Origin of the sequence: Nonomuraea sp. NPDC049421 (assembly GCF_040677005.1) — a bacterium.
In the GTDB taxonomy this organism is placed as follows: domain Bacteria; phylum Actinomycetota; class Actinomycetes; order Streptosporangiales; family Streptosporangiaceae; genus Nonomuraea; species Nonomuraea salmonea.
Genome location: NZ_JBFAQA010000045.1, coordinates 1 through 25,714, shown reverse-complemented (window position 1 = coordinate 25,714; position 25,714 = coordinate 1). Strand labels below are relative to the sequence as shown.

The following is a 25,714-nucleotide window of genomic DNA, read 5'->3' as shown; positions in this document are numbered from 1 at the left end:
ATGCCCTTGGCGGTCTACATCCTCGGCCTGTCGATCTTCGCGCAGGGCACGTCGGAGCTGATGCTGGCCGGGCTGCTGCCCGGCATGGCCGCCGACCTCGGCGTGTCCATCCCCGACGCGGGCCTGCTGATCTCCGCGTTCGCCCTGGGCATGCTGGTGGGCGCGCCCCTGCTGGCCGTGGCGACGATCCGGCTGCCCCGGCGTACGGTGTTGCTGTCGTTCCTGGCGATCTTCGCGTTGTCGCACGTGGCGGGCGCGCTGACAGCCGACTACGCCGTGTTGTTCGCCACCCGCGTGGTGGGCGCCTTCGTGTACGCGGGCTTCTGGGCCGTGGCCGCCGCCACCGCGATCGGCCTGGTGCCCGTCAACGCCCGTGCCAAGGCGATGAGCGTGCTCGCGGGCGGGCTCACCGTGGCCACCATCCTCGGCCTGGCCGCGGGCACGGTGATCGGCCAGCACCTGGGCTGGCGGGCGGCGTTCTGGGCGGTCGCCGGGCTGTCGGCGCTGTCGGCGATCGGCGTGCTGGCCACCATCCCCGGCGGCCGTCCCAAGAGGGAGGGCGCGCCGAGCGTGACCACCGAGCTGCGCGCGATCGCCCGGCCGCGGCTGTGGCTCGCGTACGGCGTCACCGCCCTGACCACCGGCGCGCTGCTCGCCACCTTCAGCTACCTGAGCCCGCTGCTGACCGGCGTCACCGGCCTCGACGAGCCCTGGGTGCCCGCCGTCCTCGCCCTGTACGGCGCCGGCTCCCTCATCGGCATCACCATCGGCGGCAGGATCGGCGACGCGCGGCCGTTCCCGCTGCTGTTCATCGGCGTCGTCGGTCTCGTGCTCACTTCGGCCGCCCTCGCGTTGTCGGCCGAGGTCGCCGTGCTGGCCATCCCGCTGATCTTCCTGCTGGGCGCGTTCGGCTTCGGCACCAACCCGGCGCTGAACGCCCGCCCCTTCGCCCTCGCCAAGGACGCCCCCACGCTGGCCGCCGCCTTCAACGTGGCCGCCTTCAACGTCGGCATCACCGTCGGCCCCTGGGTGGGCGGCCTGGTGATCGGCGCCGACCTCGGCTACGCCTCCGTGGCCTGGACCGGCGTCGCGATCGGGGTCGTCGCGCTGGCCGCCGCAGCGCTGTCGGCGGCCCTGGAGCGCGGCGGACATCCCCTTCGGAAAACCCCCGAAGTGGAGATACGGTCTGCCGTTTGACATCCTTCCCCTCGTGAGAGGGGGATTCCCACGGTCGCCCGTGAGGCTTCCTGCTTCACAGCCGGTCGCCCTGTCCGAGAGGACTCTCGTTGAGGTCTTACACCCGCTCCACAGGCGTTTCAGCTCTCCGCCGGCCCGGCGGCGAGCACGTTCTTGGCCGCGTTGACGTCCCGGTCGTGGACCGCGCCGCAGGCGCATGCCCATTCGCGGATGTTCAGCGGCATCTTCTCCCGCAGGGCGCCGCACGCCGAGCACAGCTTCGACGACGGGAACCAGCGGTCGACCGCCACCACGGTCCGCCCGTACCATCGCGCCTTGTACTCCAGCATGCCGCGCATCTGGCGCCACGAGGCGTCGCAGATGGCGCGAGCCAGACTACGGTTCTTGACCATGGTGCGGACGGTCAGGTCTTCCACGGCGATCACTTGATTATCGCGAACAAGCCGTGTCGTGACCTTGTGCAGGTGATCTCTTCTGCGGTCGGCGATCCGGGCGTACACCCCGGCGACCCTGGCCCGGGCCTTGGCCCGGTTGTTCGACCCCTTGGCCTTACGGGCCAGAGCCCGCTGAGCCTTGGCCAGCTTGCGCCGATCGGCGCGCTCATGCTTGGGGTTGACGATCTTCTCGCCGGTCGAGAGCGTCGCCAGCGCGGTGATGCCGGCGTCCACACCGACGCTCCGCCCGGCAGGCGGCAGCGGGCTGATCTTCTCCTCGACCAGGAGGGACACGAACCAGCGCCCCGCGCCGTCGCGGGACACGGTGACCGTGGACGGCCGCGCACCCTCCGGCAGCGGACGCGACCACACGATGGCCGGCGGCGTGTCCATCTTCGCCAGCGTCAAGGCGCCGTCACGCCAGCGGAACGCCGAACGCGTGTACTCCGCCGACGCCCGGGACCTCTTGCGGGACTTGAACGTGGGGTATCTGGCGCGCCTGGCGAAGAAGCTCGCGAACGCCGCCTGAAGATGCCGCAACGCCTGCTGAAGAGGGACCGACGACACCTCCGACAGGAAGTCGAACTCGCCGCTGCGCTTCCACTCCGTCAGCCGCGCAGAAGACTCCACGTAGGAGACACCGCGGCCCTCCAGCCGGTAGGCGCGAGTGCGCTCCTCCAGTGCCTTGTTGTAGACGAAGCGGACGCAGCCGAACGTCCGGGCAAGCTCGCCGGCCGGCTCGGGAGTCGGATGGAAGCGGTACTTGTAGGCCCGCTTCACGATCTGCGCCACGCCTCACATGCTACCGAAACGATCAACCAAATGTCGCGCGTGTGTTCGATACGCCGGTTCACCTGACGGCGAATCGGCTGCCCCTGTCCTGCTCCGCAGGGGTCCGATTCCTTCCCCGCCTGAAGGCGGGGTTTCCACGGAGGTATCTGATGAAGTTGGCGAGCATCTCGTACTACCCGGTCAAATCCACCACGGGCCATGAGGTGAGCGAGGCCGACGTGCTGCCGTGGGGGCTGGCCGGCGACCGCCGCTACCTCGTGGCCGACGAGCAGGGCCGCACCTTGACCGCCCGCGTCGAGCCCCGGCTGCTGGCCGTCGTCCCCATGCTCGACGGCGACACGCTGACGCTGACCGGCCCGCACGCCGAGCCGCTGCGGGTGGCCCCCTCCGCCCGGCTGTCCCCCGTCACCTTGTGGGGCGGCGAGATCGAGCTCACCGACTGCGGCGACGCCGCCGCCGCGTGGCTGACCTCGCTGGTGGGGCGGCCGGTGCGGCTGAAGTGGCTGGACGACCCCAGGCGGCGGCCCGTCGACCCCGCGTACGGGCGGCCTGACGACCGGGTCAGCCTGGCCGACGGCTACCCGCTGCTGCTGGCCTCGGCGGCCTCGCTCGCCCGGCTCAACGACTGGATCGCCGAGGACACGCTCGAACGCGGCGCCGAGCCGCCCGCGCCGCTGCCCATGCGCAGGTTCCGGCCGAACGTGGTGGTCGACGGCGTGCCGTCGGAGCCGTTCGCCGAGGACGAGTGGAAGCGGCTGCGGATCGGCGAGGTGGAGTTCAGGGTCGCCAAGGGGTGCGCGCGGTGCGTGCTGACGACCATCGACCCCGACACGTACGAGAAGGGGAAGGAGCCCATCAGGACGCTGTCGCGCTACCGCAAGCGCGAGGGGAAGACCTGGTTCGGCGTCAACCTCATCCCCGACGCCCCCGGCCGCATCGCCGTAGGCGACCCCGTCACCATCCTCTGACCCGGCTCACCCGGTAAGAGGCGCACTGTCCTCTATGAGGTGTTGTTAGGGGTTATGCGAGACTTCACGGGTGACCAGTGCCCCCACACAGTCCGCCTCATCCCCTCCTGACCGGATCGCCCGGGTCCAGCGCCGCACGCTCGCGGTGCTGTCCGCGGCGCAGATCGTGGGCGGCGTGGGCGTCGCCGTCGGGCTGGCGCTCAGCTCCGTCGTCGTGGACGAGCTGTCCAGGTCGACGGTGATCAGCGGCTTCGCCGGCACGGCCACGGTGCTCGGCGCGGCGCTGCTCGCGCTGCCCACCGCCAGGGCAGCGGGCAGCGGCGGGCGGCGGGCGGGCCTGTCGCTGGCGTACGTCGCCGCGCTCGCCGGCTGCCTGGTCTGCGTGCTGGCGATCAGCCTGGGCACGTGGCCACTGCTGCTGGCCGGGCTCGTCCTGGTCGGCGGCGGCAGCGCGGGCAGCCTGGCGGCCCGCTACTCGGCCACCGACCTGTCGCCCCGCGACCGCTCGGCCCGGCACCTGTCGCTGGTCGTGTGGGCCTCCACGATCGGCTCCGTCGCGGGACCCAACCTCGCCAGGCCCGCCGACCAGATCGGCATGCGGCTCGGGCTGGTGGAGAAGGCGGGGCCGTTCGCGTTCGCGGCGCTGGCCTTCGGCCTGGCGCTGCTCGTCATCCTCGTCCTCCTGCGGCCCGACCCGCTCATGCTGGCCCGCGAGGTGCACGGCACCCGTGAGGAGAGCAGGGGACGCCGGGGCACGATCCGCACCGCCCTGCAGACCCTGCGCACCACCCCGATGGCCCGCCACGCCCTCGTCATGATCGCGGTCAGCCACACGGCCATGGTGTCGGTCATGTCCATGACCCCGGTCAAACTGCACCACGACGGCTCGAACCTCGACGTCATCGGCCTGGTCATCAGCCTGCACATCGCCGGCATGTACGTGCTGTCACCGGTCGTCGGCTGGCTGGCCGACAAGGCGGGCAAGCTGCCGGTGCTGGTGCTCGGCATGGGCCTGCTGCTGAGCGCCGCCGCCCTGGCCGGCACCGCGGGGCACCGGGTGTGGCAGGTGACGGCGGCGCTGGTGCTGCTCGGCCTCGGCTGGTCGTGCGGCCTCGTGGCCGGCTCGGCGCTGGTCACCGAGTCGGTGCCGCTGGAGCGGCGGACCGCCGTCCAGGGCCTGTCCGACCTGCTGATGAACGTCTGCGGCGCCACCGGCACCATCATCGCGGGCGCCATCGTCGGCCTGCTCGGCTACGGCGTGCTCGGCCTGGTGGTCGGCGTCATGGTCGCCGTGTCCGGCCTCTGGCTGGTCACCGTCTGGCGCCGCTCCACAGGCGAGCGGTGATCACGGTGAGCCCCGCTGCGGCGGCGGTCACCAGCCAGATCACGAACGTCGGATAGAGGTAGGCGAGCTGGACGAACGCGGCGTCGCGCCCCCGGGCCAGGAAGCGGTGCACCGGCTCCAGCGTCGCGCACAGCACGAGCGGGGCCAGGTACGGCACCAGCCGCCACCGCTGCCACCCCCTGCGGCGCGCGGCCCAGCCCCGGGCGCGTACGGTGCCACGTGCCGCCAGGACGACGGTCGCCAGGGTCAGCAGCGCGAAGAGCACGTCGGTGAGGAGCATCGGCCGGCCGCCGGGCGCCTGCGGGGTGCCGCCCTCGACGAGGGCGACCAGGCCCCTCATGAGGGTCTCCGCGTCGGAGAAGGCCATCCCGGTGTTGGCCATGACGGCGACCCCATATCCCGAGCCCGGCATCACCACCTGGTAGGCGGTGGAGGTGAACAGGTCTCCCCCGTGTTCGAGCACGGGGGTGCCTCCGTCCGTCGTGCCGAGCCGCCAGCCGAGTGCGTAGTCCCTGTTCGGCTCGGAGCCCGTACGCATCTCCCTGACGCCCTGCGGGGACAGCAGCCCCGGCAGGCCGGCGTTCTGCGCGATCAGCCACCTGGCCATGTCGCCGGCGGTGCTGATGACGCCGCCGGAGCCGTTGCCGAAGCCCGCGGGCTCCGGCAGGGCGACGGCCCGGCCGAGGACGTACAGGTGGCCGCGAGCGGTGCCGGGCAGGTCCCGGTCGGTGTCGATCGTCGTGGTGTGGCGCATGCCGAGGGGCTCGAAGACGTGCGCGGCGAGATGATCCGCGAACGGCCGGCCGCCGACCACTTCCACCAGCCGCGCGGCGACCTGGTAGTTGGTGTTGTGGTAGCTGAAGGTGGTGCCGGGGTCCGCGGCGAGCTTCGCCGTCCTGAGCCTGGCGACGGCGCCGCGCAGCGTGTCCGGTTGCGGCAGGCTCTTCTCGCGGAAGGCCGCGTCGGCCATGCCCGAGGTCTGGTCGAGCAGCATCCGTACGGTGATCTTCCCGGCCCTGGGGTCGGCCATCGTGAACTCGGGCAGATAGCGGCGCACCGGCTGGTCGAGGGCCAGCTTGCCCCGCTCGGCCAGCCGCAGGACGGCCAGGGCGGTGAAGGACTTGCTGACCGAGGCCACCGCCATGGGGGTGGCGGCGGTGACAGGCTCGCCCGTGGCGGTCTCCCCGTACCCGGCGGCGTGGACGACCTCGCCCTTCCTGGTGATCGCCACCGCGACGCCAGGCAGGCCGGTGGCCTCCCGGTAGCGCTCGACGTAGGCGTCGACCGACCCTGGGACCGGCCCTGGGACCGAGGTGACGGGGACGAAGGTGAGGCAGAGGGCGGTGAGCACGGTTTTGAGCACCTGCCGACGCTACGGAGGCCCCTTGTCTCCCACCATGGTGAGAAACCGCCGCGTTCGTTACGGGAAACCGTAGCGGGGAACCGTAGTCGTGCTATTTGGCGTCGGCGTAGCAGCCGACCGCGACCGTCTCCATCGGGAAGCGCACCGGCGTGTGCCCGAACAGCAACCGGGTCGCCTCTGCCGCCGCGGCGGCGATCGCCGCCGTCACCTCCTCGGCCTGCTCGGCGGGGCAGTGCACCATCACCTCGTCGTGCTGGAAGAACACCAGCCTGGCCGGCTCGGGCAGCCGCCCGCGCAGCACGGCCAGCAGCGCGAGCGCCCACTCGGCGGCCGTGCCCTGCACCACGAAGTTGCGGGTGAAGCGGCCGCGGTCGCGGGCGGCCCGCACGCCCTCGGGCCCGGACACCAGCTCCTTCCACCGCTCGGACGGCGGCGGGCTGGTGCGGCCCAGCCAGGTGCGTACGGTCCGCCCCTCCTCCCCCGCCTTGGCCGCGTCTTCGACGAACTGGTACGCCTTGGGGAAGCGCTGCCGCAGCACGGCCAGCAGCCGCGAGGCGTCGCCGCTGGTGCCGCCGTACATGGCGGACAGCATCGCGATCTTGGCGTTGGCCCGCTCGCCGCCGAACGACCGCGCGAGCGCGGAGTAGAGGTCGATCTCCCCCGCCGCCTCGGCCAGCCGCCCGTCACCGGCCATCGCGGCGAGCACCCGCGGCTCGAGCTGGGCGGCGTCGGCCACGACCAGCACCCACCCGTCGTCGGCCAGCACGGCCTGCCGCATCACCTTCGGGATCTGCAGCGCACCGCCGCCGTTGGTGGCCCACCGCCCCGACACCACGCCGCCGACCACATATTCGGGACGGAACCGCCCGCCGTGCACCCACTGATCGGCCCATGCCCACCCATGGGCGCTGTGCAGCCGCGCCAGCTCTTTGTACGCCAGCAGCGGCGCCACGGCGGGATGCTCGATCTGCTTCAGCTCCCACTGCCGGGTCGTCTTCAGCGACACCCCCGCGCCCTTGAACGCCTTGACGATCTGCTGCGCGGAGTCGGGATTGACCGGATGGCCGAACGCCGCCGCCACCTCGTCGGCCAGCGTCTGCAGCTTGGCCGGCCGCATGCCGTGGACGGGACGCGGCCCGAGCAGCTCGGTCAGCAGCGCGTCGTGCACGTCTTTGCGCCACGGCATGCCCTCGTGCGTCATCTCGGCCGCCACCAGCGCGCCCGCCGACTCGGCCGCCACCAGCAGCCGGAAGCGGCCCGGCTCGGGCAGCGCGGCGATGCGGCGCAGCTGGTCGTCGAGCACCTCGGCGACCAGCCCGGCGGAGGGCGGCTCGGGCGCGAACAGCGTGCCCGGCTCGCTGGGCCGCTCGTCGGGCACCGGCAGGCCGTGCAGCCTGGCGTGGGCGGCCCTGGCCGAGCGCGGCTCGCGGTGGCGGCCCTCGTAGGCGAGCAGCAGGCCCTCGGTCAGCGCGAGGTCGTGGCAGCGCGCGACCCGCAGGCCCTTCTCCATCAGCGGAGGGTACGCCTCGCGCGTGTCGGCCCACACCCACCGGGGCGCCTGGCCGGCCTCCAGCTCGCGCACCGCCTCCGCCAGGCCGGCCGGACGGCTCGGCGCGCCGCCGACCGGCAGCACCGTCTCGCCCGCGACCACCACGTACACGTGACCAAGGGTGCCAAACGGCTCCGACAATTACCGCGTCAGGTCGATGCGGACCTCGTCCTCGAGCGGCGGGTTCAGCTCCTGGCCCAGGCAGCCGGTGGCGGCGAAGCAGCGCAGCGTCAGCTCCTGCGGTGTCACCGTGGCGTGCAGGAACTGCTTGAAGAACGGCGGCGTGTCCCAGTCGGACAGCTCGGAGAGATAGCGGTGGAACACCCGGTCGACGGGCAGCCGCAGCGGCCACGGCCAGGCGCCGAGCAGCCGCGCCGCCCAGCGCATCCGCAGGGTGATGCGCACCGGCCCGGCCGGCGTCCTGACCGGCTCGTTCTTGATGCGCTCGGTCATGACGCAGGCGGCCTCGGCCGGCGTGAGGCAGAGCCAGCGCATGCGCAGCCGCTTGGCGTAGAGCTGGCTGTAGAACGACAGCGAGTCGCCGCGCAGCGGGTAGCACCTGAAGGCGTCCTCGTGCACGCCCTTCACGTCCACCCGCTCGATGGTGTGCGTGGCGTGCATGAACGCGCCGCCGCCACCGGAGACGATGTACTGGATCACCCGGCCGTCGTCCAGCTCGACCGGGTAGCGCTGGTAGTTGTGCACGTCGCCGCCGATGGCCGCGACGTAGCGGTGGGCCGGGTCGCGCACGATGTCGTCGATCGTGCCGCCCTCCTCCAGCGGCGACGGCTTGTACTCGTTGCCGGTGTAGATGGGCTTGCCGGTCACCAGGATCTTCGGCCGGGGGTCGAGCGAGACGCGGCGCAGCCACGCGGTCTGGTCGCGGTCGATGACGTTCCTGATGCCGGTGTCCACGCCCACGATGAGCAGGCTCTCGCTCTCGATCGCCCAGTAGGGGCCCGGCTGCGCGGCCGGCCCCTTGGCCTGCTGCGACGGCCTGCCGCGCAGCGCGCGCGCCTCGGCCAGGCGGTCCTCGTCGATGGTCTCCGGCTTGCGCCACAGCAGCCCGCGCAGCCCTCGGTCAGGGGTGGGCTTGAGCGGCGGCGCGTCGCAGAAGACCCGCATGAAGCCGCCGAGCCCGTCGTACCAGTCGTGATTGCCGGGGATCGCGTAGATCGGGGCGTCGTACTCCTGGTACGGGCGGAAGAACTTGTCGCCGTACTCGTTGCCCGATCCGGTGGGATAGATGACGTCACTGGCGATGACGGCGAACGCGGTGTCCTCGCCGAGTTTCAGCATGCCGGGAACAACGGCGTACTGGGACGCGTCCCCCTCACCGGTATCGCCGAGTAACAGGAAACTGAAATTTCCCCCGACGGGCGGCTTGATGCGAAATTCCCGATCAATCCCGCGCGCTTCCTGTGCCTTCACCCACCGCTCGCGCACCTGCCCGGAAGGATCACCGAACAACGTCGCCAGCACCTCGTTACGCGAGCGCCACAACGTCGCCGGATTGAGCCAGCTGAACCCCTGACGATGAGGTCTGAGCTGCTCGAATGTCCCGATCTGCGCGCAGGCCCAGCCCGCGCCCTCCTCCGACACGCGTGACGAAAGCTGCTTTCCCCGCTCAGCCGCTACTTCCACCATGACAACATCTTTACCGCGATCTACCTTTCATGCATCCTGAACGCTCCGTACCGTGAGGAACACAGAAGGTTCGCAATGGTGTAGCCTCCTCCCCCAAGCAAGCGGTTGGGATCGCCCGAGGGGAGGCTCCCATGAGCCGTAACGGCCCGGATGACGCGACCCGAAAAGGCACTTCCGAAGTGGGAGCCATCGAGGGTTTGCTGGCATTCGCCCAGACCCGGCCGCGCTGGAGCAGGAGCGCCGCGCTCAACGGTTTCATGGAGGCGATCGCGCGCAGCAGGGCCCTGGCCGGGCGGGCGCCGCGCGAGCACACCGAGCTGCTGGCCCGCTGCCTGCGCACGACCGCCAGGCACCTGCTCGCGTGGGGCCGGTCCACGGAGGCGCTGCCCCTGGCCCAGGAGGCGGTGGCGGTCAGCCGGTCGATCGGCGGCGGCTCCCTGGTGGTCTGCCTGCACACGCTCGCCTCCGTCCAGGAGGCCCTGCACCGCTACAGCGACGCCGCCGCCGCCCTGGCCGAGGCCGACGCGGTCCCCCCGGACGAGGACTGACCCTCCGGAGCCGGGCTCAGGGGATTAGCACGCCGGGGTTGAGCACGCCCTCAGGATCGACCGACGCCTTCACCGCGCGCAGGATGCCCACCCCGACGGGGCCGATCTCCCGCCCGTACGCCTCCAGGTGGTCACGCCCGACCCCATGGTGGTGCGTGATCGTGCCGCCGGCCTCGACGACGGCCGCGTTCACCGCCTCCTTGGCCCGCTCCCACTGCGCCACCGGCTCACCGTCCTGCGCGACCACGACAGTGAAGTAGAGGCAGGCGCCGGTCTCGTACACGTGGGAGATGTGGCACAGCACCAGCGGCGAGCCGAGCGCGCCGAGCAAGGCGAGCCTGACGGCGTCGTAGAGGCGCGGCAGGTTCGCCCAGAAGCCGGCCGTCTCCAGCGTCTCGACGGTGGCGCCGGCCGCGAGCAGCGAGTCGCGCAGGTACGGCGCCGAGAACCGCCCGTGCTCCCACGCCTGCCCTGGCCCTTCGCCCAGGGGCTCGCCGCCCAGCCGCGCGAGCACGGCGGACGCCTCCGTCCGGCGCGGCTCCACCCGGGCGCCCTCGTACCCGGTGATCATGAGGCAGCCGCCGGGACCGCCCGAGCCGATGGCGCCGGGGTCGGCCAGGCCGATCATCGTCTCGGTCTCGTCCGACAGCCGCAGCACGGTCGGCAGCGGCCCCTCCTGGGCCAGCGCCCGCGCGGCGGCCGACCCGGCCGCGAACGTCGGGAAGCGCCACCCCTCGTAGCGCCGCTCCGCGGGCGCGCGGCGCACCCGCAGCCGCAGCGCGGTGATGACGCCGAACGCGCCCTCCGACCCGAGCACGAGCTGGCGCAGGTCGGGCCCGGCCGCCGACTTGGGGGCGCGGCCGAGTTCGAGGTCGCCGGCGGGCGTGGCCAGGGTAAGCCCGGCGACCATGTCGTCGAAGCGGCCGTACCCGGCGGAGGCCTGGCCGCTGGAGCGGGCCGCGGCGAAGCCGCCGAGCGTGGCGTACTCGAAGGACTGGGGGAAATGCCCGAGCGTCAGCCCGTGCGCGGCGAGCAGCCGCTCGGCGTCGGGCGCGCGCACGCCGGGCTCGAACTCGGCGATCATCGACTCGGTGTCCACCGAGCGCAGCCGGTCGAGCCGCCGCAGGTCGAGCGCGACGACACCCGCGAAGCGGGCCCGGCCATACGCGCCGCCGACTGGGGCGAGCCCGCCGACGACGGAGGTGCCGCCGCCGAAGGGCACGACCGCGACGCGCTCGCGCGAGCACAGCCGCAGCAGCTCGGCCACCTCGTCGTGCGAGCCGGGCAGCACGACGGCGTCGGGCGCGTCGGAGCCGTCGCCCGCGCGCATCCGCAGCAGGTCAGGGGTGGACTTGCCGCGCGTGTGGCGGACGCGGTCCTCGTGCCCGGTCAGCACGTGCGCCCCGCCGACGACGCCGGCGAGCGCCGCGAGCAGGGGCGCGGGCAGCGCGACCGGCGGCAGCCGCACCTCGTCGAGGGTGGCGGCGGGGGTGGCGGGGTCGCGGACGCCGAGCAGGTCGTGCAGCAGCTTCCTGACCGGCTCGGGCAGCTCGCGGGCTCGGGCGGGGTCGCCCCAGCCCGACCACAGCATGGGTTCTCCAGTCACGTTTACACTGTGACACATGACGTCGAATCGTCACAATGACGACGTGCTGGACGCGGCCCGCGACTGCGTGCTCGCCTACGGGGTGCGCAGGACGACGCTCACCGACGTGGCGCGCCGGGCGGGCGTCTCGCGGATGACGATCTACCGTCGCTGGCCCGACGTGCGCACGCTGGTCGCCGATCTCATGACCAGGGAGTGGGTACGGGTGGTGTCGGAGCTCGACCTGTCCGACCCGGTGCGCGCGGTGGTGTCGGGGGTCAGGGGGCTGCGCGAGCACCCGCTGTGGCGCAAGATCGTGGAAGCGGACCCCGAGCTCCTGCTGCCATACCTGCTCGACCGGCGCGGCGCCAGTCACGAGGCCGTGCTGGAGGTGCTCGAGCCGGTGGCCGGCGGCCCGCGCAGGGCGCGCGCGGTGCTGCTGGTGGCGCAGTCGTTCCTGCTGTCCGCGCCGACCATGCTCGACCCCGTGACCATGGACGAGCTCGACGCCGAGCTCGCCGCGCTGCTGGAGGCCTACCTTGGATAGCTCGCTGAACGCCGCCAGACGCTCCCGCGAGCTGCGCGAGGTCGCGGAGGAACGGCTGGACGTGCTGGTCGTGGGGCTGGGCGCGACGGGCGCGGGCGCCGCGCTGGACGCCGCTTCCCGGGGGTTGAGCGTAGCGGCGATCGACGCGCACGACCTGGCTTTCGGCACCTCCAGGTGGAGCTCCAAGATGGTGCACGGCGGCCTGCGCTACCTCGCCAAGGGACAGGTGGACGTCGCGTACGAGAGCGCGGTCGAGCGCGGCATCCTGCTCAGGAGGACCGCCCCGCACCTGGCCAGGGCGCACCCGTACGTGCTGCCGCTGACCAAGGACGTCTCCCGCCGGCAGGCCGCCCTGGTGATGACCGGCTACCGGCTCGGCGACGCGCTGCGCGCCGCCGCCCGCACGCCCCGCCGCCTGCTCCCCGGCCCCGCCCGGCTCAGCGCGGCCCGCGCCCACACGCTCGCGCCGGTCCTGCGCGACGACGGCGGGCTGCGCGGGGGCCTGCTGTCGTGGGACGGCCGGCTGCTCGACGACGCCCGCCTGGTCGTGGCCATCGCGCGGACCGCCGCAGGTCACGGGGCGCGCGTGCTGACCCGCTGCCGCGCGCTGCGCCTCACCGGCGGCGGCGCGGAGGCGCGCGACGAGCTGACCGGCGAGGAGTTCACGATCCGGGCGCGGGTGGTGGTCAACGCCACCGGCGTGTGGGCGGGCGGCCTCGACGACCGCGTACGCCTGCGCCCGTCGCGCGGCACCCACCTCGTGCTCGCGCCCGGCGCCCTGCCCGGCCTGATCGCGGGCCTGCACCTGCCGCTGCCCGGCGAGAGCAACCGGTTCGCGCTGGTGCTCCCCCAGCCCGACGGCCGCACGTACGTCGGGCTCACCGACGAGCCGGTGGACGGGCCGGTGCCCGACGTACCCGAGGCGCCCGAGGAGGACGTCAGAACGCTGCTGAGCGTGCTCAACGGGGCGCTTGAGACTCCGGTGACCAGGGAGGCGGTCGCGGGCGCGTACGCGGGCCTCAGGCCCCTTCTGGCGGCCGACGGCAGGACGTCCGACCTGTCGCGCCGGCACGCGGTGGTCGCCGGCGACGGCGTGGTGACCGTCGTGGGCGGGAAGCTGACGACATATCGGCGGATGGCGGAGGACGCGGTGGATGAGGCGGTCTCGCACGCGAACCTCAAGGCCCGCCGGTGCCGTACGCGGCGGATCCCGCTCGTGGGGGCCGGAGCACGACCGCAGAAGGTGCCGCCGCGACTGGCCGAGCGGTACGGCGCCGAGGCGGAGGCCGCGTACGAGCTGGTCAAGGCGCACCCGGAGGAGGTCGGGCTGGGCCTGACGGCCGGCGACCTGCTCTGGTCGGCGCTGCACGAGGGCGCGCTCGACGAGGGCGACCTGCTCGACCGCCGTACCAGGATCGGCCTCGTCCGGCAGGACAGAGAACGGGCACTGCCGACGACACGGGAGATAGTGGACCGGGCCTCCCGCGGATAGCCCCTCCGAACCGTTAGGTTAGTCTTACCTAAGTCGGTTCGGAAGGGGTAGGGACGTTGGCAAGGGGCTGCGAGCATCCGGCCGGGTGCCACACCGGGGAGGTGCCCACTCTGGCCAGTGCCACGGTGGGCGCCCGGCTGTGGCTGCTCGTCGAATACACCGGAACCTGGCCCTCGCGCCTGGAAAACTTCGAACTTCCTCAAGAAATCTCGGAACTCGTCCGCAGAGCGCTCGAACGCGGTATCAGGCCCCAGCTGATCCGCCGCCCCGGGAGGCGGACCCGCCAGCGGGAGCAGGGGATCCGTGTGCTAGTGGGCTACGCCGCAGGCGAGCGCCCATGGCTCGCGTCAGGCGTCATCGCAGGTCCTGACGATCTTGACCTGGACGCGCTGGTGGCCGGAGTGGTCCCCGAGTCCTGCATACTTGAAGACGAGCCGGTATTTCTGGTCTGCACGCACGCCAAGCGCAATGCGTGCTGCGCCCGCATTGGACTACCCCTCGCTCGGTCCCTGGCCGAAAAACTGCCGGACAGAGTGTGGGAAACGTCACACGTTGGCGGCGATCGCTACGCCGCCAACCTCGTGTGCTTGCCACACGGAATTTTCTACGGCAGCATGTCTCAGGCTGCTGCACTGGCAGCGGCTAACGCGTACCGGTCGGGCGAGGTCATCCTCGACCGTTTCCGGGGACGCGCAGGCATCCCTGAGCCATTGCAGGCCGTCGAGCACTTCGCCCGAGCCCATACGGGAGAGCGCTCCGTCGGCGCGGTGGCCGTGGAATCCTCCAGGATGGACGGCGACGTCACTGAAGCCATCGTGCGCTGCGGTGACGTCCGGCTCCAGGTTGTGATCGAACCATCGGCGTTCACCACGCCGTGTGGTACGGCTTGTGCCGAGACGATCACCACCTACCGGCTGGTTTCGCTGGACAGGCTCACGCCTGTGCGGTACGCCACGCCCGCCCTCGCCTGATCAGGGAACATCACGGCCCAAGGTTGCGTTGGAACAGTGACGCCAAAAGCGTCCAATGCGGCTCAAATCCCGAAATACCTCTCACGAAGGTGGTTTTCTCATGTCTCAGGTACGTCGGCAGCTCGCCCGCCCGCGCCCCAGCTGGGGTTGGCAGGATGATGCCGCGTGCCGGGGTGAGGACCTCGTGCTCTTCTTCGGCCCCGATGGGGAGCGGCAGCCCGAGCGTGACGTACGTGAGCGGAAGGCCAAGGCGATCTGCGCCCAGTGCCCTGTCCGCAACGAGTGCCTTGACTACGCGCTGTCCCGGCCCGAGAAGTACGGCACGTGGGGCGGTCTCAACGAAGACGAGCGCGCGAGCGAGCGTCGCCGTCGTATGCGCCGCGCGGCCAGCGCCGGCATCTCCGCCGCCTGACACACACACCCGGCAGCCATCATCGCGTGATCACGCAGTTGTCCCGATGAACCGGAGCCTGGCATCCCATGCACAGGCTCTGGCGAACCCGGTCGGGACAACTGCCTGATCAGGCCACCAGCATCCCTTCGCCGTCCGGCGGGGGGATCTCCTCTTTCCCGACCGCGGACGCCAGCCGCGGCAGGAGACGCCTCACGTCCGCCGGTCCCGCCCTTCGCGTAGGAGCGGGGTCTCCGTGGTGCACGGCCCCTGCGGACTCTCATGCGTGTCGGCGCTCCTCTCGTGTCCCTGTCCTCACGAATGGCACGTTAGCCGACGCTTCCGACATTTTTCGTCACTGCACCAATCCAGCATCTTCCCCCGCATAACCTGCCTGCTCATGGCATCATCCGCCGTGGGCCACCGATACTCTCGCGGCCATGCCGACTTCGCATAACGCATCCGCATGGGCCGACGATCTGCAAGACGTCGTGGCCCAGGCCGTCCATACACTCGCGCACGCCGGCGAGCCCGCCGCCTGGGAGGGCAGAGCGGGCTCGCTCGAATGGACGTGCTGGGAGACGGCCGAGCACCTGGCCGACGATCTGTTCGCCTACGCCGTGCAGCTCGGGCTGACCGTGCCGCCGCTCGACGTCTATGTGCCGTTCACCGGCGAGAGCCGCAGGCCAGGCGGCCCGCGCAACAGTGTGCACGCCGACCGCGCGGCCGGCGTCACCGGGTTGCTTCAGGTGCTGCAGAGCAGCGGCGCGCTGCTCGTCGCGGTCGTGCGCACCGCGCCGCCGCAGGCCCGCGCGCACCACATCTTCGGCCCCGCCGACGCCTCGGCGGCGGGCGCGATGGGCCTGGTGGAGACCCTCGTGCACGTGCACGACCTCGCGCAGGGGCTGGGCCTGGCATGGACGCCGCCCGCCGATGTCTGCGCGCGCGTACTCGACCGCCTCTTCCCCGACGCCCCGGCCGGCGGCGACCCTTGGGCCACCCTGCTCTGGGCTACCGGACGCGGCGACCTTCCAGGACGGCCGCGCCTGACGCGGTGGCGCTGGCACAACGTGCCGCCCTCAGAAACCGCCTGACCGAAAAGTGGCTGTGACAGGTGGAGACGTCAGACGATCAGGTCGTCGAACTCGCCGTCCTTGGCGCCCAGGACGAACGCGGTGATCTCGGCCGGCGTGTAGACCAGCGCGGGGCCGTCGGGAAAGCGTGAGTTGCGCATGGCGATCTCCCCCGTGGGCAGGTTCGCGACCTCGACGCAGTTGCCGTTGGGGTTGCTCCGCCTGCTCTTGCGCCAGACGACGGGAAGGCGGCCGGCGGGCGTTCCGTTCCGGAACTCTTGCATGGGGACGGCTCCTCGCGATCTTACGGATGCACGTGCATCCGCGTTTGCGAGGTGACGATACGGCAACACGAGAAGCTCCATATAGCGGACGACCAAAAATGCCTATATGGAGTGGATCACACGGAGATGTGGCTCAGTCGGAGAGCAGCCGCTCCAGGAAGCGCCGGGTGGCCTTCGGCTCCTCGGCCTGCACGCTCAGCCGGTCCATGACCTCCATGTAGTGGTCGGAGTCCTGCGGCTTGTCCAGGTAGAGGGCGCTGGTGAGCTGCTCCATGTAGACGACGTCGGGCAGCTCGCGTTCGGGGAAGCGCAGGATGCTGAACGGGCCGCCGGCCGCGGCGTGCCCGCCCCGCTCGAACGGCATCACCTGCACGGTGACGTTGCGCTCGGCGGTGATGTCGAGGAGATGGGCGATCTGCGCGCGCATGACCTCCCGCCCGCCCAGCATGCGGCGCACGACGGCCTCGTCGATCACCGCCCAGAGGGTCAGCCCGCTCTCCAGCCGCTTCTGCCGGGTCATCCGCAGCGTCACCCGGCGGTCGAGCTCGTGCCTCGGCGCCTTCTCGTGCGCCAGCTCGATCACCGCCCTGGCGTACTCGGGGGTCTGCAGCAGGCCGGGGACGAACTGGTTCTCGTAGGTGCGGATGCTGGAGGCGGCGCCCTCCAGGCCGATGTAGACCTCGAACCAGGCAGGCAGCAGGTCGCCGTACTTGTGCCACCAGCCGGGGGCGTTGGCCTGCTTGGCCAGGGCCAGCAGCGGCTCGCGTTCGGCCGGGTCGGTGACGCCGTACAGGGTGAGCAGGTCGGCCACGTCACGCTGCTTGAAACTGACCTGTCCCAGCTCCAATCGGCTGATCTTTGCATGAGATGCGCGAATCGAGTACCCGGCATCCTCCCGCGAGATACCCTTCTCCGTACGGAGCCTGCGCAGCTGGGTTCCCAGCAGGATCCGCAGCACCGTAGGGCTTCCCGGCGTATGGCTGAGAAGCTGCCCCTCTGTGCTCTCCGCGCTCACTCCACCGCTCCTCGGACTCTCCTGCACGTGCAGATGCGATTCGCATCCGTAAACTACGAAAAGTCTTGCATCGGTAAGCACTGGCCGTAAAGATGGGTATTGGATCACCAGACCGCGCTTCGGGGGCCAGGATGACGACTTTCGACGCTCGGCCGCAAGCCGCCATCGGTTCACGGCCACCGGCATGGCTCTCGTCCATCCTGGTCGACGGGCGGCCCGGCGCGTGCGACGCCGTCTTCCCCTTTCAGCACCGCTCGGCGGTGGAGCCCGCGTGCGTGGCCACCGCCCGCCGCTTCGTCGACCAGACGCTCGGCACCTGGGGCGTGCTCGAAGCCGCCTTCGACATGCAACTGGTGGTGTCGGAGCTGGTGACCAACGCCATCCGCCATGGCGGCGGCGCCGCGCAGCTCCGGTTGCTGTCCCACGAGGCCGAGCTCGCCTGCGTCGTCACCGACCACAGCCGTACAGTGCCGGTCGCGGCGGCGCCCGACGTCTTCTCCGAGTACGGCCGAGGGCTCCGGCTCGTCGACGCCCTCTGCTCGGCGTGGGGCTGGTTGTCGGCCGGCGGCTCACGCAAGCTCGTCTGGGCCGTCATCACCAGCTGACGCGGCGTCGAGCAGGTCCAGCACGTCGTCGTCGTCGAGCTGCTCGAAGTGCTCGTACCACTGGCCGACCGCGCGGAAGTCGACCGGCGTCGCCAGCACCACCACCTCGTCGGCCTCGCCGCGCATCGACGCCACCGTGTCCGGCGAGCCCACCGGGACGGCCAGGGTGACCTTGGCGGGCTTGGCCGCGTTGACCGCCCTGAGCGCGGCCCGCGCGGTGCCGCCGGTGGCCAGGCCGTCGTCCACCACGATCACCTCACGGCCCGCCAGCTCGGGCAGCGGCCGGTCGCCCCGGTACGCGCTCACCCTCCGGGCCAGCTCCCGCCGCTCCCGCTCCACCACGTCCGCGACGGACTCGGGTGTCATGCCGAGCCGCCGCAGCAGCTCGCGGTGGAACACCGGCTCGCCCCCCTCGGCCACCGCGCCCACCCCCAGCTCGGGGGACGGCGGATAGCCGATCTTCCTGGTCACCAGCACGTCGAGCGGCGCACGCAGCCGGCGCGCGATCGGCGCCGCCACGGCCACCCCGCCCCGCGGCAGCGCGAGGATCACGGGATCACGCGCGCCCTGCAGCCGCTCCGCGAGCAGCTCCCCCGCCTGCGCCCGATCTGCGAACACCACCATGCCCTGCCCCTACCCCCTCCCCGCCGCCCCTCCCCTGGAGGAGAGATGACGGGAAGAGACACGCGCACGGAGTGGCGGGGGGTACGGCGCCACACCCCCCGCCCCCCTCACACGAAGTGGCGGGGGTACGGCGCCACACCCCCCGCCCCCTCACACGAAGTGGCGGGAGTGTGGCGCCACACTCCACCGCCCCCTCACAGGGAGTGGCGGGAGTGTGGCGCGACACTCCGCCGCCCTAGCCGACTATCAGCGCATGGGCGGCGGGTGTGTTCCGCGGTCAGGGGCGGTTGCGGCCGGAGCGGCGCATCTCCTTGTGGATGATCTTCCACTTGTTCTGCTGCTCCTTGCGCAGCCGCGCGTCCGTCCTCGACGCCATCCACACCGCCTCGCGCTGCAGCTTGCGCCAGCTCTGCAGGCGGCGTTCCGGCAGGTCGCCGCGTTCCAGGGCGGCCAGGACCGCGCAGCCGGGCTCGCCGTCGTGGCCGCAGTCGCCGAAGCGGCACTCGGCGGCCAGGTCCTCGATGTCGGAGAAGACGCGATCGACGCCCTCCCCGATGTCGTAGAGGCCGACCCGCCGGATGCCCGGCGTGTCGATGACCAGCCCGCCGCCGGGCAGCGGGATCAGCTCGCGGTGGACGGTGGTGTGCCGGCCGCGGCCGTCGGCGGCGCGTACCTGCTGGGTCTCCATGACCCCGTCTCCCGCCAGCGCGTTGACGAGGGTGGACTTGCCGGCCCCTGAAGGCCCGAGGATGACGGCGGTGCGCGAGCCCTCGAGGTAGCCGCGGGCCAGCTCGACACCGTCGCCCAGCAGGGAGGACACGGCGTGCACGGCCACCCCAGGCGCGGCCGCGCGGACGTCGGCGAGCAGGTCGTCGAGGCCGTCGTCGAACAGGTCGGACTTGGTGACGAGCACGACGGGCGTGCCGCCCGACTCCCACGCCAGCGCGACCAGGCGCTCGATGCGGCCGAGGTCGGCGAAGTCGGTGGAGTGCATGGACGGCTCGGCCACGAAGACGATGTCGACGTTGGCGGCGAGCACCTGGCCCTGACCGTCGCCGGACAGGCCGCCGACGGAGTCGCGGCTGACGCCGCCCCGCACGAACGCGGTCGTGCGCGGCAGCACCTCGTCGAGCTCGTAGCGGCCCTCGGGCAGCCAGGTGAGCGCCACCCAGTCGCCGACGCAGGGCAGTGCGACGGGATCGGCGGCCGAGGCCCGGCGGACGTGGGCGCCGTAGCGGACGTGGTGCTGCCCGTCGGCGGCGATCACCTCGGCGGCGCCGCGGTCGACCCGGGAGACCCGGGCGGGGACGGTGCCGTCGGGCAGATCGGCGGCGCGCAGGTCGGTCCAGCCAAAGGAAGAAAGATCGTAAGACAACGCAGTGAAACCTTTGATCGAGAAGGTGAAAGAGAAAGAACGGGGCTGCTCAGGCGAGCGCCCGGAGGTGGACTGAAGGCAGGCTGAAGACGGTGACCCGCATAGTCCTCACCTCCTCGATCGGTTGCCGAGCCGACTCTACGCAAGAGCTCCCCGGCCATGCAATCGCATTATCTTCCGGCGTTCGTTGAACCGTGTCAGGGCGGCCGGCCGTACCACCTGCCGACGGACTGAGAAAGGGGAAGCATGCGAACCAGCACGTATCCCCCGCCCTCGGCCGAGGGAGCCGCCCCGTTGGGCAAGCCGCGCTTACGCCACTGGATCCGGCGCGTACGCCCGGACGACGAGGTGGTCGTGTCCGCGCTCTACCGGGAATACCACAGGCCGCTGCTGGCCTTCGTGATCCGGCTGACCGCGGGCGATCGGCAGTGGGCGGAAGACGTGGTGCAGGAGACGATGATCAGGGCGTGGCGCAGTGCGGAGCGGCTCGATCCCGACGCGGTCTCGCTGATGCCCTGGCTCGCCACGGTCGCCAGACGTATCGTGATCGATGACCGGCGGCGAAGGGACGCCCGCCCGCAGGAGTCGGGTGCCGCACCGCTGGAGAGCCTGCCCGTGCCCGACGAGATGGAGGGACTGCTGCATCAGGTGGTCGTGTCCGAGGCGCTGAAGGCGTTGTCGCCGGCACATCGCGAGATCCTCAACGAGACGATCCTGCGGGACCGGTCGGTCAACGACGCGGCCGCCGCCCTCGGCATCCCCGTGGGCACCGTGAAGTCCCGCGTCTACTACGCCGTCCGCGCGCTCCGCATCGCACTGGAGGAGAGGGGGGTGACGGCGTGACTTCGAGAGTCGAGCACACCGACGTCGGCGCATACGCGCTCGGGCTGCTGGACGAGGACGACCGGCTGGCGTTCGAGGCCCACCTGCTGGGCTGCAACTCCTGCCGGTACGAGCTGCACGAGCTGTCCGGCGTGGCGAACGCGCTCAACGGCATCGCCCCCGTCGAGGACCCCTACCCCCCTTCCGGTGACCGCCAGGACGACGTGGTGGGCCTGCTGCGGCGCAAGAAGGCGGCCGACCGGCGGGCGCGCAGGGGGACGTTCCTGATCGGCATGGCGGCGGCGGTCACGCTGGTCGCCGGAGGGCTGACGATCGGCACCCAGCTCGACGCGGGCGACGCGGCGCCGCTCGCGCAGGGCCAGGGCGGTCGGATGGGCACCAACATGGGCCCGGCGGAGCAGTTCTACGCCGAGGGCCGGCCGATGCAGGGCAAGGGGGTCGACGGCGTCACCGGGGGGCTGGTGGTGGAGTCGAAGGGGTGGGGCACGCACGCGGCGCTGAAGCTCGCGGGGGTGAAGGGGCCGCTGCAGTGTGAGCTGGTCTCGGTCGCCAAGTCGGGCGAGCGCAGGGTGATGACCGGGTGGTCCGTACCTCCAGCCGGGTACGGAGTGCCGGGGTCGCCGGACCCGCTCTACATGCACGGGGGCAGCGCGACGCAGCTCAAGGACATCGACCACTTCGAGGTGGTCACCTCGGGGGGCAAGCGGTTGCTCACCATCCCGGCCTGAACGGCCGCGCCGCAAGCCGTACGCACCACCCATGATCGACGGGGCACTCCGGCCGGCCCCGCTCGCGACAGCGCCCCGCCGCGCACGGAGCCCGTGCGGCGGGGCGCTTCGCGTCCGGCCGGTCTTACAGACCGGGAGCGGGGAACTGCGAGGTCAGCTCGGTGACCTCGTGGTGCACGCGGGTGATGACGTCTTCGGCGTCGCCCTTGGCCACGGCCGTGACGACCTCGTCGATCCAGGCGCCGATCTGCCGCATCTCGTTCTCGCCCATGCCGCGCGAGGTGACGGAAGGGGTGCCGATGCGGATGCCGGACGGGTCGAACGGCTTGCGCGGGTCGAACGGCACCGTGTTGTAGTTGGTCTCGAGCCCGGCGCGGTCGAGCGCCTGCGCGGCCGGCTTGCCGCCGATGCCCTTGGGCGTCAGGTCAAGCAGGATGAGGTGGTTGTCGGTGCCGCCGGAGACGAGGTCGAAGCCGCGCGAGGACAGCTCTTCCGCCAGGGCCTTGGCGTTGCGCACGATCTGGTGCGCGTAGTCGCGGAAGGCGGGCTGGGCGGCCTCGTGCAGCGCCACCGCGATGGCGGCGGTGGTGTGGTTGTGGGGGCCGCCCTGCAGGCCGGGGAAGACGGCCTTGTTGAGCGCGGTGGCGTGCTCGTCGGTCGTGGCCATGAGCATCGCGCCGCGCGGGCCGCGCAGCGTCTTGTGCGTGGTCGTGGAGATCACGTCGGCATGGCCGACCGGCGACGGGTGGGCGCCGCCCGCGACCAGGCCCGCGATGTGGGCGATGTCGGCCGCGAGCACGGCGCCGACCTCGCGGGCGATCGAGGCGAAGCCCTCGAAGTCGATGGTGCGCGGGATCGCGGTGCCGCCGCAGAAGATCAGCTTCGGCCGGTGCTCGAGCGCGAGCTGCCGCACCTCGTCGAGGTCGATGCGGCCGGTGTCCTGGCGCACGCCGTAGCGGACCGGGTTGAACCACTTGCCGGTGGCCGAGACCGACCAGCCGTGGGTGAGGTGGCCGCCGAACGGCAGGCCCATGCCCATCACGGTGTCGCCGGGCTGCAGGAAGGCCATGTAGACGGCGAGGTTGGCGGGCGAGCCCGAGTAGGGCTGGACGTTGGCGTGGTTGACGCCGAACAGCGACTTGGCGCGCTCGATGGCCAGGGTCTCGACCTGGTCGATGACCTGCTGGCCCTCGTAGTAGCGCTTGCCGGCGTAGCCCTCGGAGTATTTGTTGGTCAGCACCGTGCCGGTGGCCTCGAGCACGGCCTTGGACACGTAGTTCTCGGACGCGATCAGCTTGACGGTGTCGGCCTGGCGCCGCTCCTCCGCCTGGATGAGCTGGGCGATCTGCGGGTCGACGCTAGCGAGAGAACCCATGACTCTCCTGTCATCTTGACGATCTGCGAAGACCCAGGCGCACGGCCTCCGCTCCTTTCGCTCCCTGGTGGTCGTTCCCACCTGATGCGCCAGTCGCGTCTCGCCCTAGACGATAGCGGATGTGACGAGGGCTTATCTCTTCGTGATCACCACATCGGCGTAGTGCCCGAGGTTCTTCATGTCCAGGTCGGCCGTGGTGGCGGTCTTCGGCACGCGTACGGTGACGAGGTAGACGATGTCGCCCTCGATGCCGGCGTCGAGTACGGGCGCGGTGCAGAACCTCGCCACGTGCCGCGCGGCCTCCGCCTCCCTGGTGAAGCGGCGCCGGAAGTCCTCCTGGGCGGCCGGCTCGGGGCGATACGCCTGTTCTGCTCCATCACGGCATGCATTCTGGCGTCATGACCGGATCCCTGACAGCGGAACGCAGGATCATGCCTGCTCGACCGCCACGTCCTTGATGAGGCCGAGCGGCCCCAGGCTGACGTCCACCCGGTCGGCGTCCTCGGGCAGGCCCTCGTAGACGGCCCAGAGCTGGAGCCGGTCGCCGCCGTTGAACGGCGCCGTGGGGAGCGAGGCGCACCTGCACGCGCCGCCGTCCACGGCCGGATAGAGCGCGTCGCCCACGCCCGGCGGGATGAGGCTCACCTGCGACACCGTGCGGTCGAGCGCGCCCCTGCCGAACTTGTTGTAAAGGGGCGCGTTCTCCTTGCCCACGTTCCTGACCGTCCACTGCAGGCGGGCGGCGCGGCCCTGGCGCATCAGGGAGTCGATCCTCACCTCGAACCTGGTGCCGAGCGCCTCGACCGTGGTGACCGTCTCCCGGCCGTCAGGGCGCTCCCAGGGACGTACGACGGCGAGCGTGACGGCCGCGCCCAAGACGGCCGCGAGCACGCCCACGGCGACCGTCGGCCAGAGCCGCCTGGAGGCGGCCGGTTCGCGCGGCCGAGGCGGTCCCGGGGGCGGGACGACCACCGGCGTCCAGGTCTCCGACACGGCCTGGGTGGCGGCGGCCACCGGCACCTGCGGGCGGCCGAGCAGCGTGTCGATGAGCTGCTGGGCGGTCGGGCGGCGGGCCGGGTCCTTGTCCAGCGCCCGCTCGACCAGCGGGCGGACCCGCTCGTCGAGCCCGTCCAGCCGGGGCGCGTGGTTGATCACCCGGTAGACGACCTCGGGGACGCCGCCGGTGCCGAAGGGCGGCCTGCCGGTGCCCGCGTACGCGACCAGCGAGCCCCAGGAGAACACGTCGCTCGCGGGCGTGACGTGCTCGCCCCTGGCCTGCTCGGGAGACATGTACGCGGGCGTCCCCATCGACCGCGCGACCGTCGCCACCGCGCCCGGCGCGTCGGCGAGCTGCGCGATGCCGAAGTCGATGACCCGCGGCCCGAGCGGGCTGAGCAGCACGTTGGACGGCTTGAGGTCGCGGTGGACCACCCCGGCGGCGTGGATGGCGGCCAGCGCGGTGGCCACGCCGACGGCCAGCGCCTCCAGGTTCGAGCCGGCCAGCGGAGCCCGCGCGACCACGGACGACAGGTCGGGGCCCTCGACGTATTCGGTGACGAGGTAGGCGACGCCGTCGTGGAAGCCGGCGTCGAGCACGGGCGCGGTGCAGAACCTCGCGACCCGCCGCGCCGCCTCGCTCTCCTTGCCGAACCTGCGCCTGAACTCCTCCTGCCCGGCGAGGTCCGCGCGCATCGTCTTGAGCGCGACAGGACGGCCCGCCGGATCATGGGCGAGGTGCACGACGCCCATGCCGCCCTCGCCGAGCTTCCTGATGAGGGTGTAGGGACCGACCCGCTGTGGCGACTCCATCGAGGGGATTATTCCGGACGGATCAAGGGGACGGAACGGCTATTTCGCCCGGCCCACACCCGGCCAGAGCCGGTCGACCTCCGCGTTGAGGATGGCGCCGATGAGCACGGCCAGCGCGGTGATGTAGAGCCACAGCAGCAGCGCGATGGGCGCGGCCAGGGAGCCGTAGACCGAGACGGGCGAGAACCAGGCGGCCAGCACCTCGCGCAGCACGGCCGCGCAGACGATCCACAGGAACAACGCCAGGATGGCCCCGGGCAGCTCGCGGTACCACTTCGTCCGCACCGGCACGCTGACGTGGTAGAGCACGGTCAGGAACAGCACCGAGCCGGCGATGACGACCGGCCAGTAGAGCACGTCGATGAGCACGCCGTAGTCGGCGGGCAGCGCGTCCCTGATGAGGGTCGGGCCGACGACGAGGATCGGCATGACGATGATGCCGATGATGAGGCCCACGACGTAGAGGCCGAACGACATGAGGCGGGTGCGGATGATGCCGCGCTCCTCCCCCAGCCCGTACGCCACCGAGATGAGATCGACGTAGACGTAGAGCGCCCGCGAGCCCGACCACAGCGACAACAGGAAGCCCAGGGAGATGATCGACACCTTGCCCGCGTCGTCGCTGAGCACGTCGGTGATGAGCGGGTTGATGACCTTGTTGACCGCGTCGTCGGTGAACAGCAGGCCGGCCTGCTGGATCACCCACGCCTTCACCTCGCCCACGACGTCGGGGCCGAGCCACGTGCCGAGCTTGCCCAGCACGCCGATCAGCCCCAGCACGAACGGCGGCAGCGACAGCAGCGCGAAGAACGCGGCCTCGCCGGCCAGGCCGGTGACGCGGTAGGTGACGCCGGCGTTCGTGGCGGCGCGCACGATCGCCCACGACTTGGTGTCGAGCACCCAGCTCAGCCTGGCCCTGGCATGGGTGACGAGCCCTCGTTTGGGCCGGGGAGGGGCTTCGGTGGACGTCATGGCACCCAACGGTATTCGCAGTGACTCTGTGGAACAGCTTACGTCCCCGCCTCTGCCCTGGTCCCCATACGCGATGCCCTGCTCTGGCCCCTAGATCGTTGATGTGAAATTCGGGTTAGTGATCGTAGGCGATCAGGGATCGTTTCACGGGTGCGCCGATGTTCCAGTTGTGCCAGATGACG

24 protein-coding genes and 1 pseudogene are annotated in these 25,714 nt (G+C 71.6%); 12 read left to right on the top strand and 13 right to left on the bottom strand.

Translation table 11 applies throughout. The features are described 5' to 3' along the window. Window positions 1-1,197 carry a Cmx/CmrA family chloramphenicol efflux MFS transporter gene (locus tag AB0K18_RS46415; protein ID WP_364928369.1) on the top strand — a complete coding sequence of 399 codons (1,197 nt, stop codon included), beginning with the start codon at window positions 1-3 and terminating at the stop codon, window positions 1,195-1,197. A 47-nt stretch (window positions 1,198-1,244) separates the two neighbouring features. Here the strand turns inward: AB0K18_RS46415 and AB0K18_RS46410 are convergent. Next, a pseudogene (locus AB0K18_RS46410) lies at window positions 1,245-2,423 on the bottom strand (RNA-guided endonuclease TnpB family protein); the annotation flags it as partial. Window positions 2,424-2,572: 149 nt separating this feature from the next. Between AB0K18_RS46410 and AB0K18_RS46405 the strand changes: the two are divergent. Next, window positions 2,573-3,391 carry an MOSC N-terminal beta barrel domain-containing protein gene (locus AB0K18_RS46405; protein WP_364928366.1) on the top strand — a complete coding sequence of 273 codons (819 nt, stop codon included), beginning with the start codon at window positions 2,573-2,575 and terminating at the stop codon, window positions 3,389-3,391. 70 nt (window positions 3,392-3,461) lie between these two features. Further along, window positions 3,462-4,736, top strand: coding sequence for an MFS transporter (locus tag AB0K18_RS46400; protein WP_364928364.1), 1,275 nt, complete (start codon window positions 3,462-3,464; stop codon window positions 4,734-4,736). Here AB0K18_RS46400 and AB0K18_RS46395 read toward each other — a convergent pair. The 3 genes from AB0K18_RS46395 to AB0K18_RS46385 all read right to left on the bottom strand — a co-directional run bounded on the left by AB0K18_RS46395 (window position 4,702) and on the right by AB0K18_RS46385 (window position 9,295). Beyond that, window positions 4,702-6,099: a serine hydrolase domain-containing protein gene (locus AB0K18_RS46395; protein WP_364928362.1), complete on the bottom strand. Its 1,398-nt coding sequence runs from the start codon at window positions 6,097-6,099 to the stop codon at window positions 4,702-4,704. The genes AB0K18_RS46400 and AB0K18_RS46395 overlap by 35 nt on opposite strands. 91 nt (window positions 6,100-6,190) lie before the next feature. After that, window positions 6,191-7,759, bottom strand: coding sequence for a bifunctional 3'-5' exonuclease/DNA polymerase (locus AB0K18_RS46390; protein WP_364928359.1), 1,569 nt, complete (start codon window positions 7,757-7,759; stop codon window positions 6,191-6,193). 30 nt (window positions 7,760-7,789) lie between these two features. Continuing rightward, complete coding sequence (locus AB0K18_RS46385) at window positions 7,790-9,295, bottom strand: metallophosphoesterase (protein WP_364928356.1); 1,506 nt, start codon at window positions 9,293-9,295, stop codon at window positions 7,790-7,792. 179 nt (window positions 9,296-9,474) lie between these two features. On the opposite strand from AB0K18_RS46385, the gene AB0K18_RS46380 reads away from it, so the two are divergent. Continuing rightward, window positions 9,475-9,843, top strand: a complete 369-nt coding sequence (locus tag AB0K18_RS46380; protein ID WP_364928353.1) for a hypothetical protein — start codon at window positions 9,475-9,477, stop codon at window positions 9,841-9,843. 16 nt (window positions 9,844-9,859) lie between these two features. On the opposite strand, the gene AB0K18_RS46375 is transcribed toward AB0K18_RS46380, so the two are convergent. Beyond that, window positions 9,860-11,434: an FAD-binding oxidoreductase gene (locus AB0K18_RS46375; RefSeq protein WP_364928496.1), complete on the bottom strand. Its 1,575-nt coding sequence runs from the start codon at window positions 11,432-11,434 to the stop codon at window positions 9,860-9,862. A gap of 31 nt (window positions 11,435-11,465) precedes the next feature. Here AB0K18_RS46375 and AB0K18_RS46370 point away from each other — a divergent pair, with 31 nt between their 5' ends. From AB0K18_RS46370 to AB0K18_RS46350, 5 genes are all read left to right on the top strand, one after another. Further along, the gene (locus tag AB0K18_RS46370) at window positions 11,466-11,975 is read left to right on the top strand and encodes a helix-turn-helix domain-containing protein (protein ID WP_355427655.1); all 510 of its coding nucleotides are present in this window, start codon (window positions 11,466-11,468) and stop codon (window positions 11,973-11,975) included. Further along, window positions 11,968-13,467 carry a glycerol-3-phosphate dehydrogenase/oxidase gene (locus AB0K18_RS46365; protein WP_364928350.1) on the top strand — a complete coding sequence of 500 codons (1,500 nt, stop codon included), beginning with the start codon at window positions 11,968-11,970 and terminating at the stop codon, window positions 13,465-13,467. The genes AB0K18_RS46370 and AB0K18_RS46365 overlap by 8 nt, the downstream gene beginning before the upstream one ends. Window positions 13,468-13,568: 101 nt before the next feature. Then, window positions 13,569-14,438 (top strand): sucrase ferredoxin, encoded by an 870-nt coding sequence (locus tag AB0K18_RS46360; protein ID WP_364928347.1) that lies wholly within the window; start codon window positions 13,569-13,571, stop codon window positions 14,436-14,438. A 100-nt stretch (window positions 14,439-14,538) separates the two neighbouring features. Further along, window positions 14,539-14,850: a WhiB family transcriptional regulator gene (locus tag AB0K18_RS46355; protein ID WP_080036407.1), complete on the top strand. Its 312-nt coding sequence runs from the start codon at window positions 14,539-14,541 to the stop codon at window positions 14,848-14,850. Window positions 14,851-15,269: 419 nt separating this feature from the next. Next, a complete protein-coding gene (locus AB0K18_RS46350; RefSeq protein ID WP_364928344.1) occupies window positions 15,270-15,923 on the top strand; it encodes a hypothetical protein in 654 nt (217 codons plus the stop codon). Window positions 15,924-15,952: 29 nt separating this feature from the next. Here the strand turns inward: AB0K18_RS46350 and AB0K18_RS46345 are convergent, their stop codons facing one another. Together AB0K18_RS46345 and AB0K18_RS46340 are read right to left on the bottom strand one after the other, a co-directional pair. Beyond that, a complete protein-coding gene (locus tag AB0K18_RS46345) occupies window positions 15,953-16,186 on the bottom strand; it encodes a DUF397 domain-containing protein (RefSeq protein ID WP_345387214.1) in 234 nt (77 codons plus the stop codon). A gap of 133 nt (window positions 16,187-16,319) precedes the next feature. Next, on the bottom strand, window positions 16,320-17,144 hold the full coding sequence (locus AB0K18_RS46340; protein WP_364928341.1) for a helix-turn-helix transcriptional regulator: 825 nt from the start codon (window positions 17,142-17,144) through the stop codon (window positions 16,320-16,322). A 188-nt stretch (window positions 17,145-17,332) separates the two neighbouring features. Between AB0K18_RS46340 and AB0K18_RS46335 the strand changes: the two genes are divergently transcribed. Beyond that, the gene (locus tag AB0K18_RS46335) at window positions 17,333-17,806 is read left to right on the top strand and encodes an ATP-binding protein (RefSeq protein ID WP_364928338.1); all 474 of its coding nucleotides are present in this window, start codon (window positions 17,333-17,335) and stop codon (window positions 17,804-17,806) included. On the opposite strand, the gene AB0K18_RS46330 is transcribed toward AB0K18_RS46335, so the two are convergent. Together AB0K18_RS46330 and rsgA are read right to left on the bottom strand one after the other, a co-directional pair. After that, a complete protein-coding gene (locus AB0K18_RS46330) occupies window positions 17,771-18,430 on the bottom strand; it encodes a phosphoribosyltransferase family protein (RefSeq protein WP_364363901.1) in 660 nt (219 codons plus the stop codon). The genes AB0K18_RS46335 and AB0K18_RS46330 overlap by 36 nt on opposite strands. Before the next feature lie 277 nt (window positions 18,431-18,707). Further along, complete coding sequence (gene rsgA, locus AB0K18_RS46325; RefSeq protein WP_364928335.1) at window positions 18,708-19,805, bottom strand: ribosome small subunit-dependent GTPase A; 1,098 nt, start codon at window positions 19,803-19,805, stop codon at window positions 18,708-18,710. 354 nt (window positions 19,806-20,159) lie between these two features. On the opposite strand from rsgA, the gene AB0K18_RS46320 reads away from it, so the two are divergent. Both AB0K18_RS46320 and AB0K18_RS46315 read left to right on the top strand, forming a co-directional pair. Beyond that, the gene (locus AB0K18_RS46320) at window positions 20,160-20,648 is read left to right on the top strand and encodes a sigma-70 family RNA polymerase sigma factor (protein WP_355427814.1); all 489 of its coding nucleotides are present in this window, start codon (window positions 20,160-20,162) and stop codon (window positions 20,646-20,648) included. Then, the gene (locus AB0K18_RS46315; RefSeq protein WP_364928332.1) at window positions 20,645-21,376 is read left to right on the top strand and encodes a zf-HC2 domain-containing protein; all 732 of its coding nucleotides are present in this window, start codon (window positions 20,645-20,647) and stop codon (window positions 21,374-21,376) included. The genes AB0K18_RS46320 and AB0K18_RS46315 overlap by 4 nt, the downstream gene beginning before the upstream one ends. A gap of 124 nt (window positions 21,377-21,500) precedes the next feature. On the opposite strand, the gene glyA is transcribed toward AB0K18_RS46315, so the two are convergent. From glyA to AB0K18_RS46295, 4 genes are all read right to left on the bottom strand, one after another. Next, window positions 21,501-22,751, bottom strand: a complete 1,251-nt coding sequence (gene glyA, locus AB0K18_RS46310) for a serine hydroxymethyltransferase (RefSeq protein WP_364928328.1) — start codon at window positions 22,749-22,751, stop codon at window positions 21,501-21,503. A 132-nt stretch (window positions 22,752-22,883) separates the two neighbouring features. Continuing rightward, the gene (locus AB0K18_RS46305) at window positions 22,884-23,039 is read right to left on the bottom strand and encodes a hypothetical protein (protein WP_364928324.1); all 156 of its coding nucleotides are present in this window, start codon (window positions 23,037-23,039) and stop codon (window positions 22,884-22,886) included. Window positions 23,040-23,180: 141 nt separating this feature from the next. Next, window positions 23,181-24,560: a serine/threonine-protein kinase gene (locus AB0K18_RS46300; RefSeq protein WP_364928320.1), complete on the bottom strand. Its 1,380-nt coding sequence runs from the start codon at window positions 24,558-24,560 to the stop codon at window positions 23,181-23,183. A gap of 39 nt (window positions 24,561-24,599) precedes the next feature. Then, a complete protein-coding gene (locus tag AB0K18_RS46295) occupies window positions 24,600-25,532 on the bottom strand; it encodes a YihY/virulence factor BrkB family protein (RefSeq protein ID WP_364928317.1) in 933 nt (310 codons plus the stop codon). Window positions 25,533-25,714: the final 182 nt, after the last annotated feature.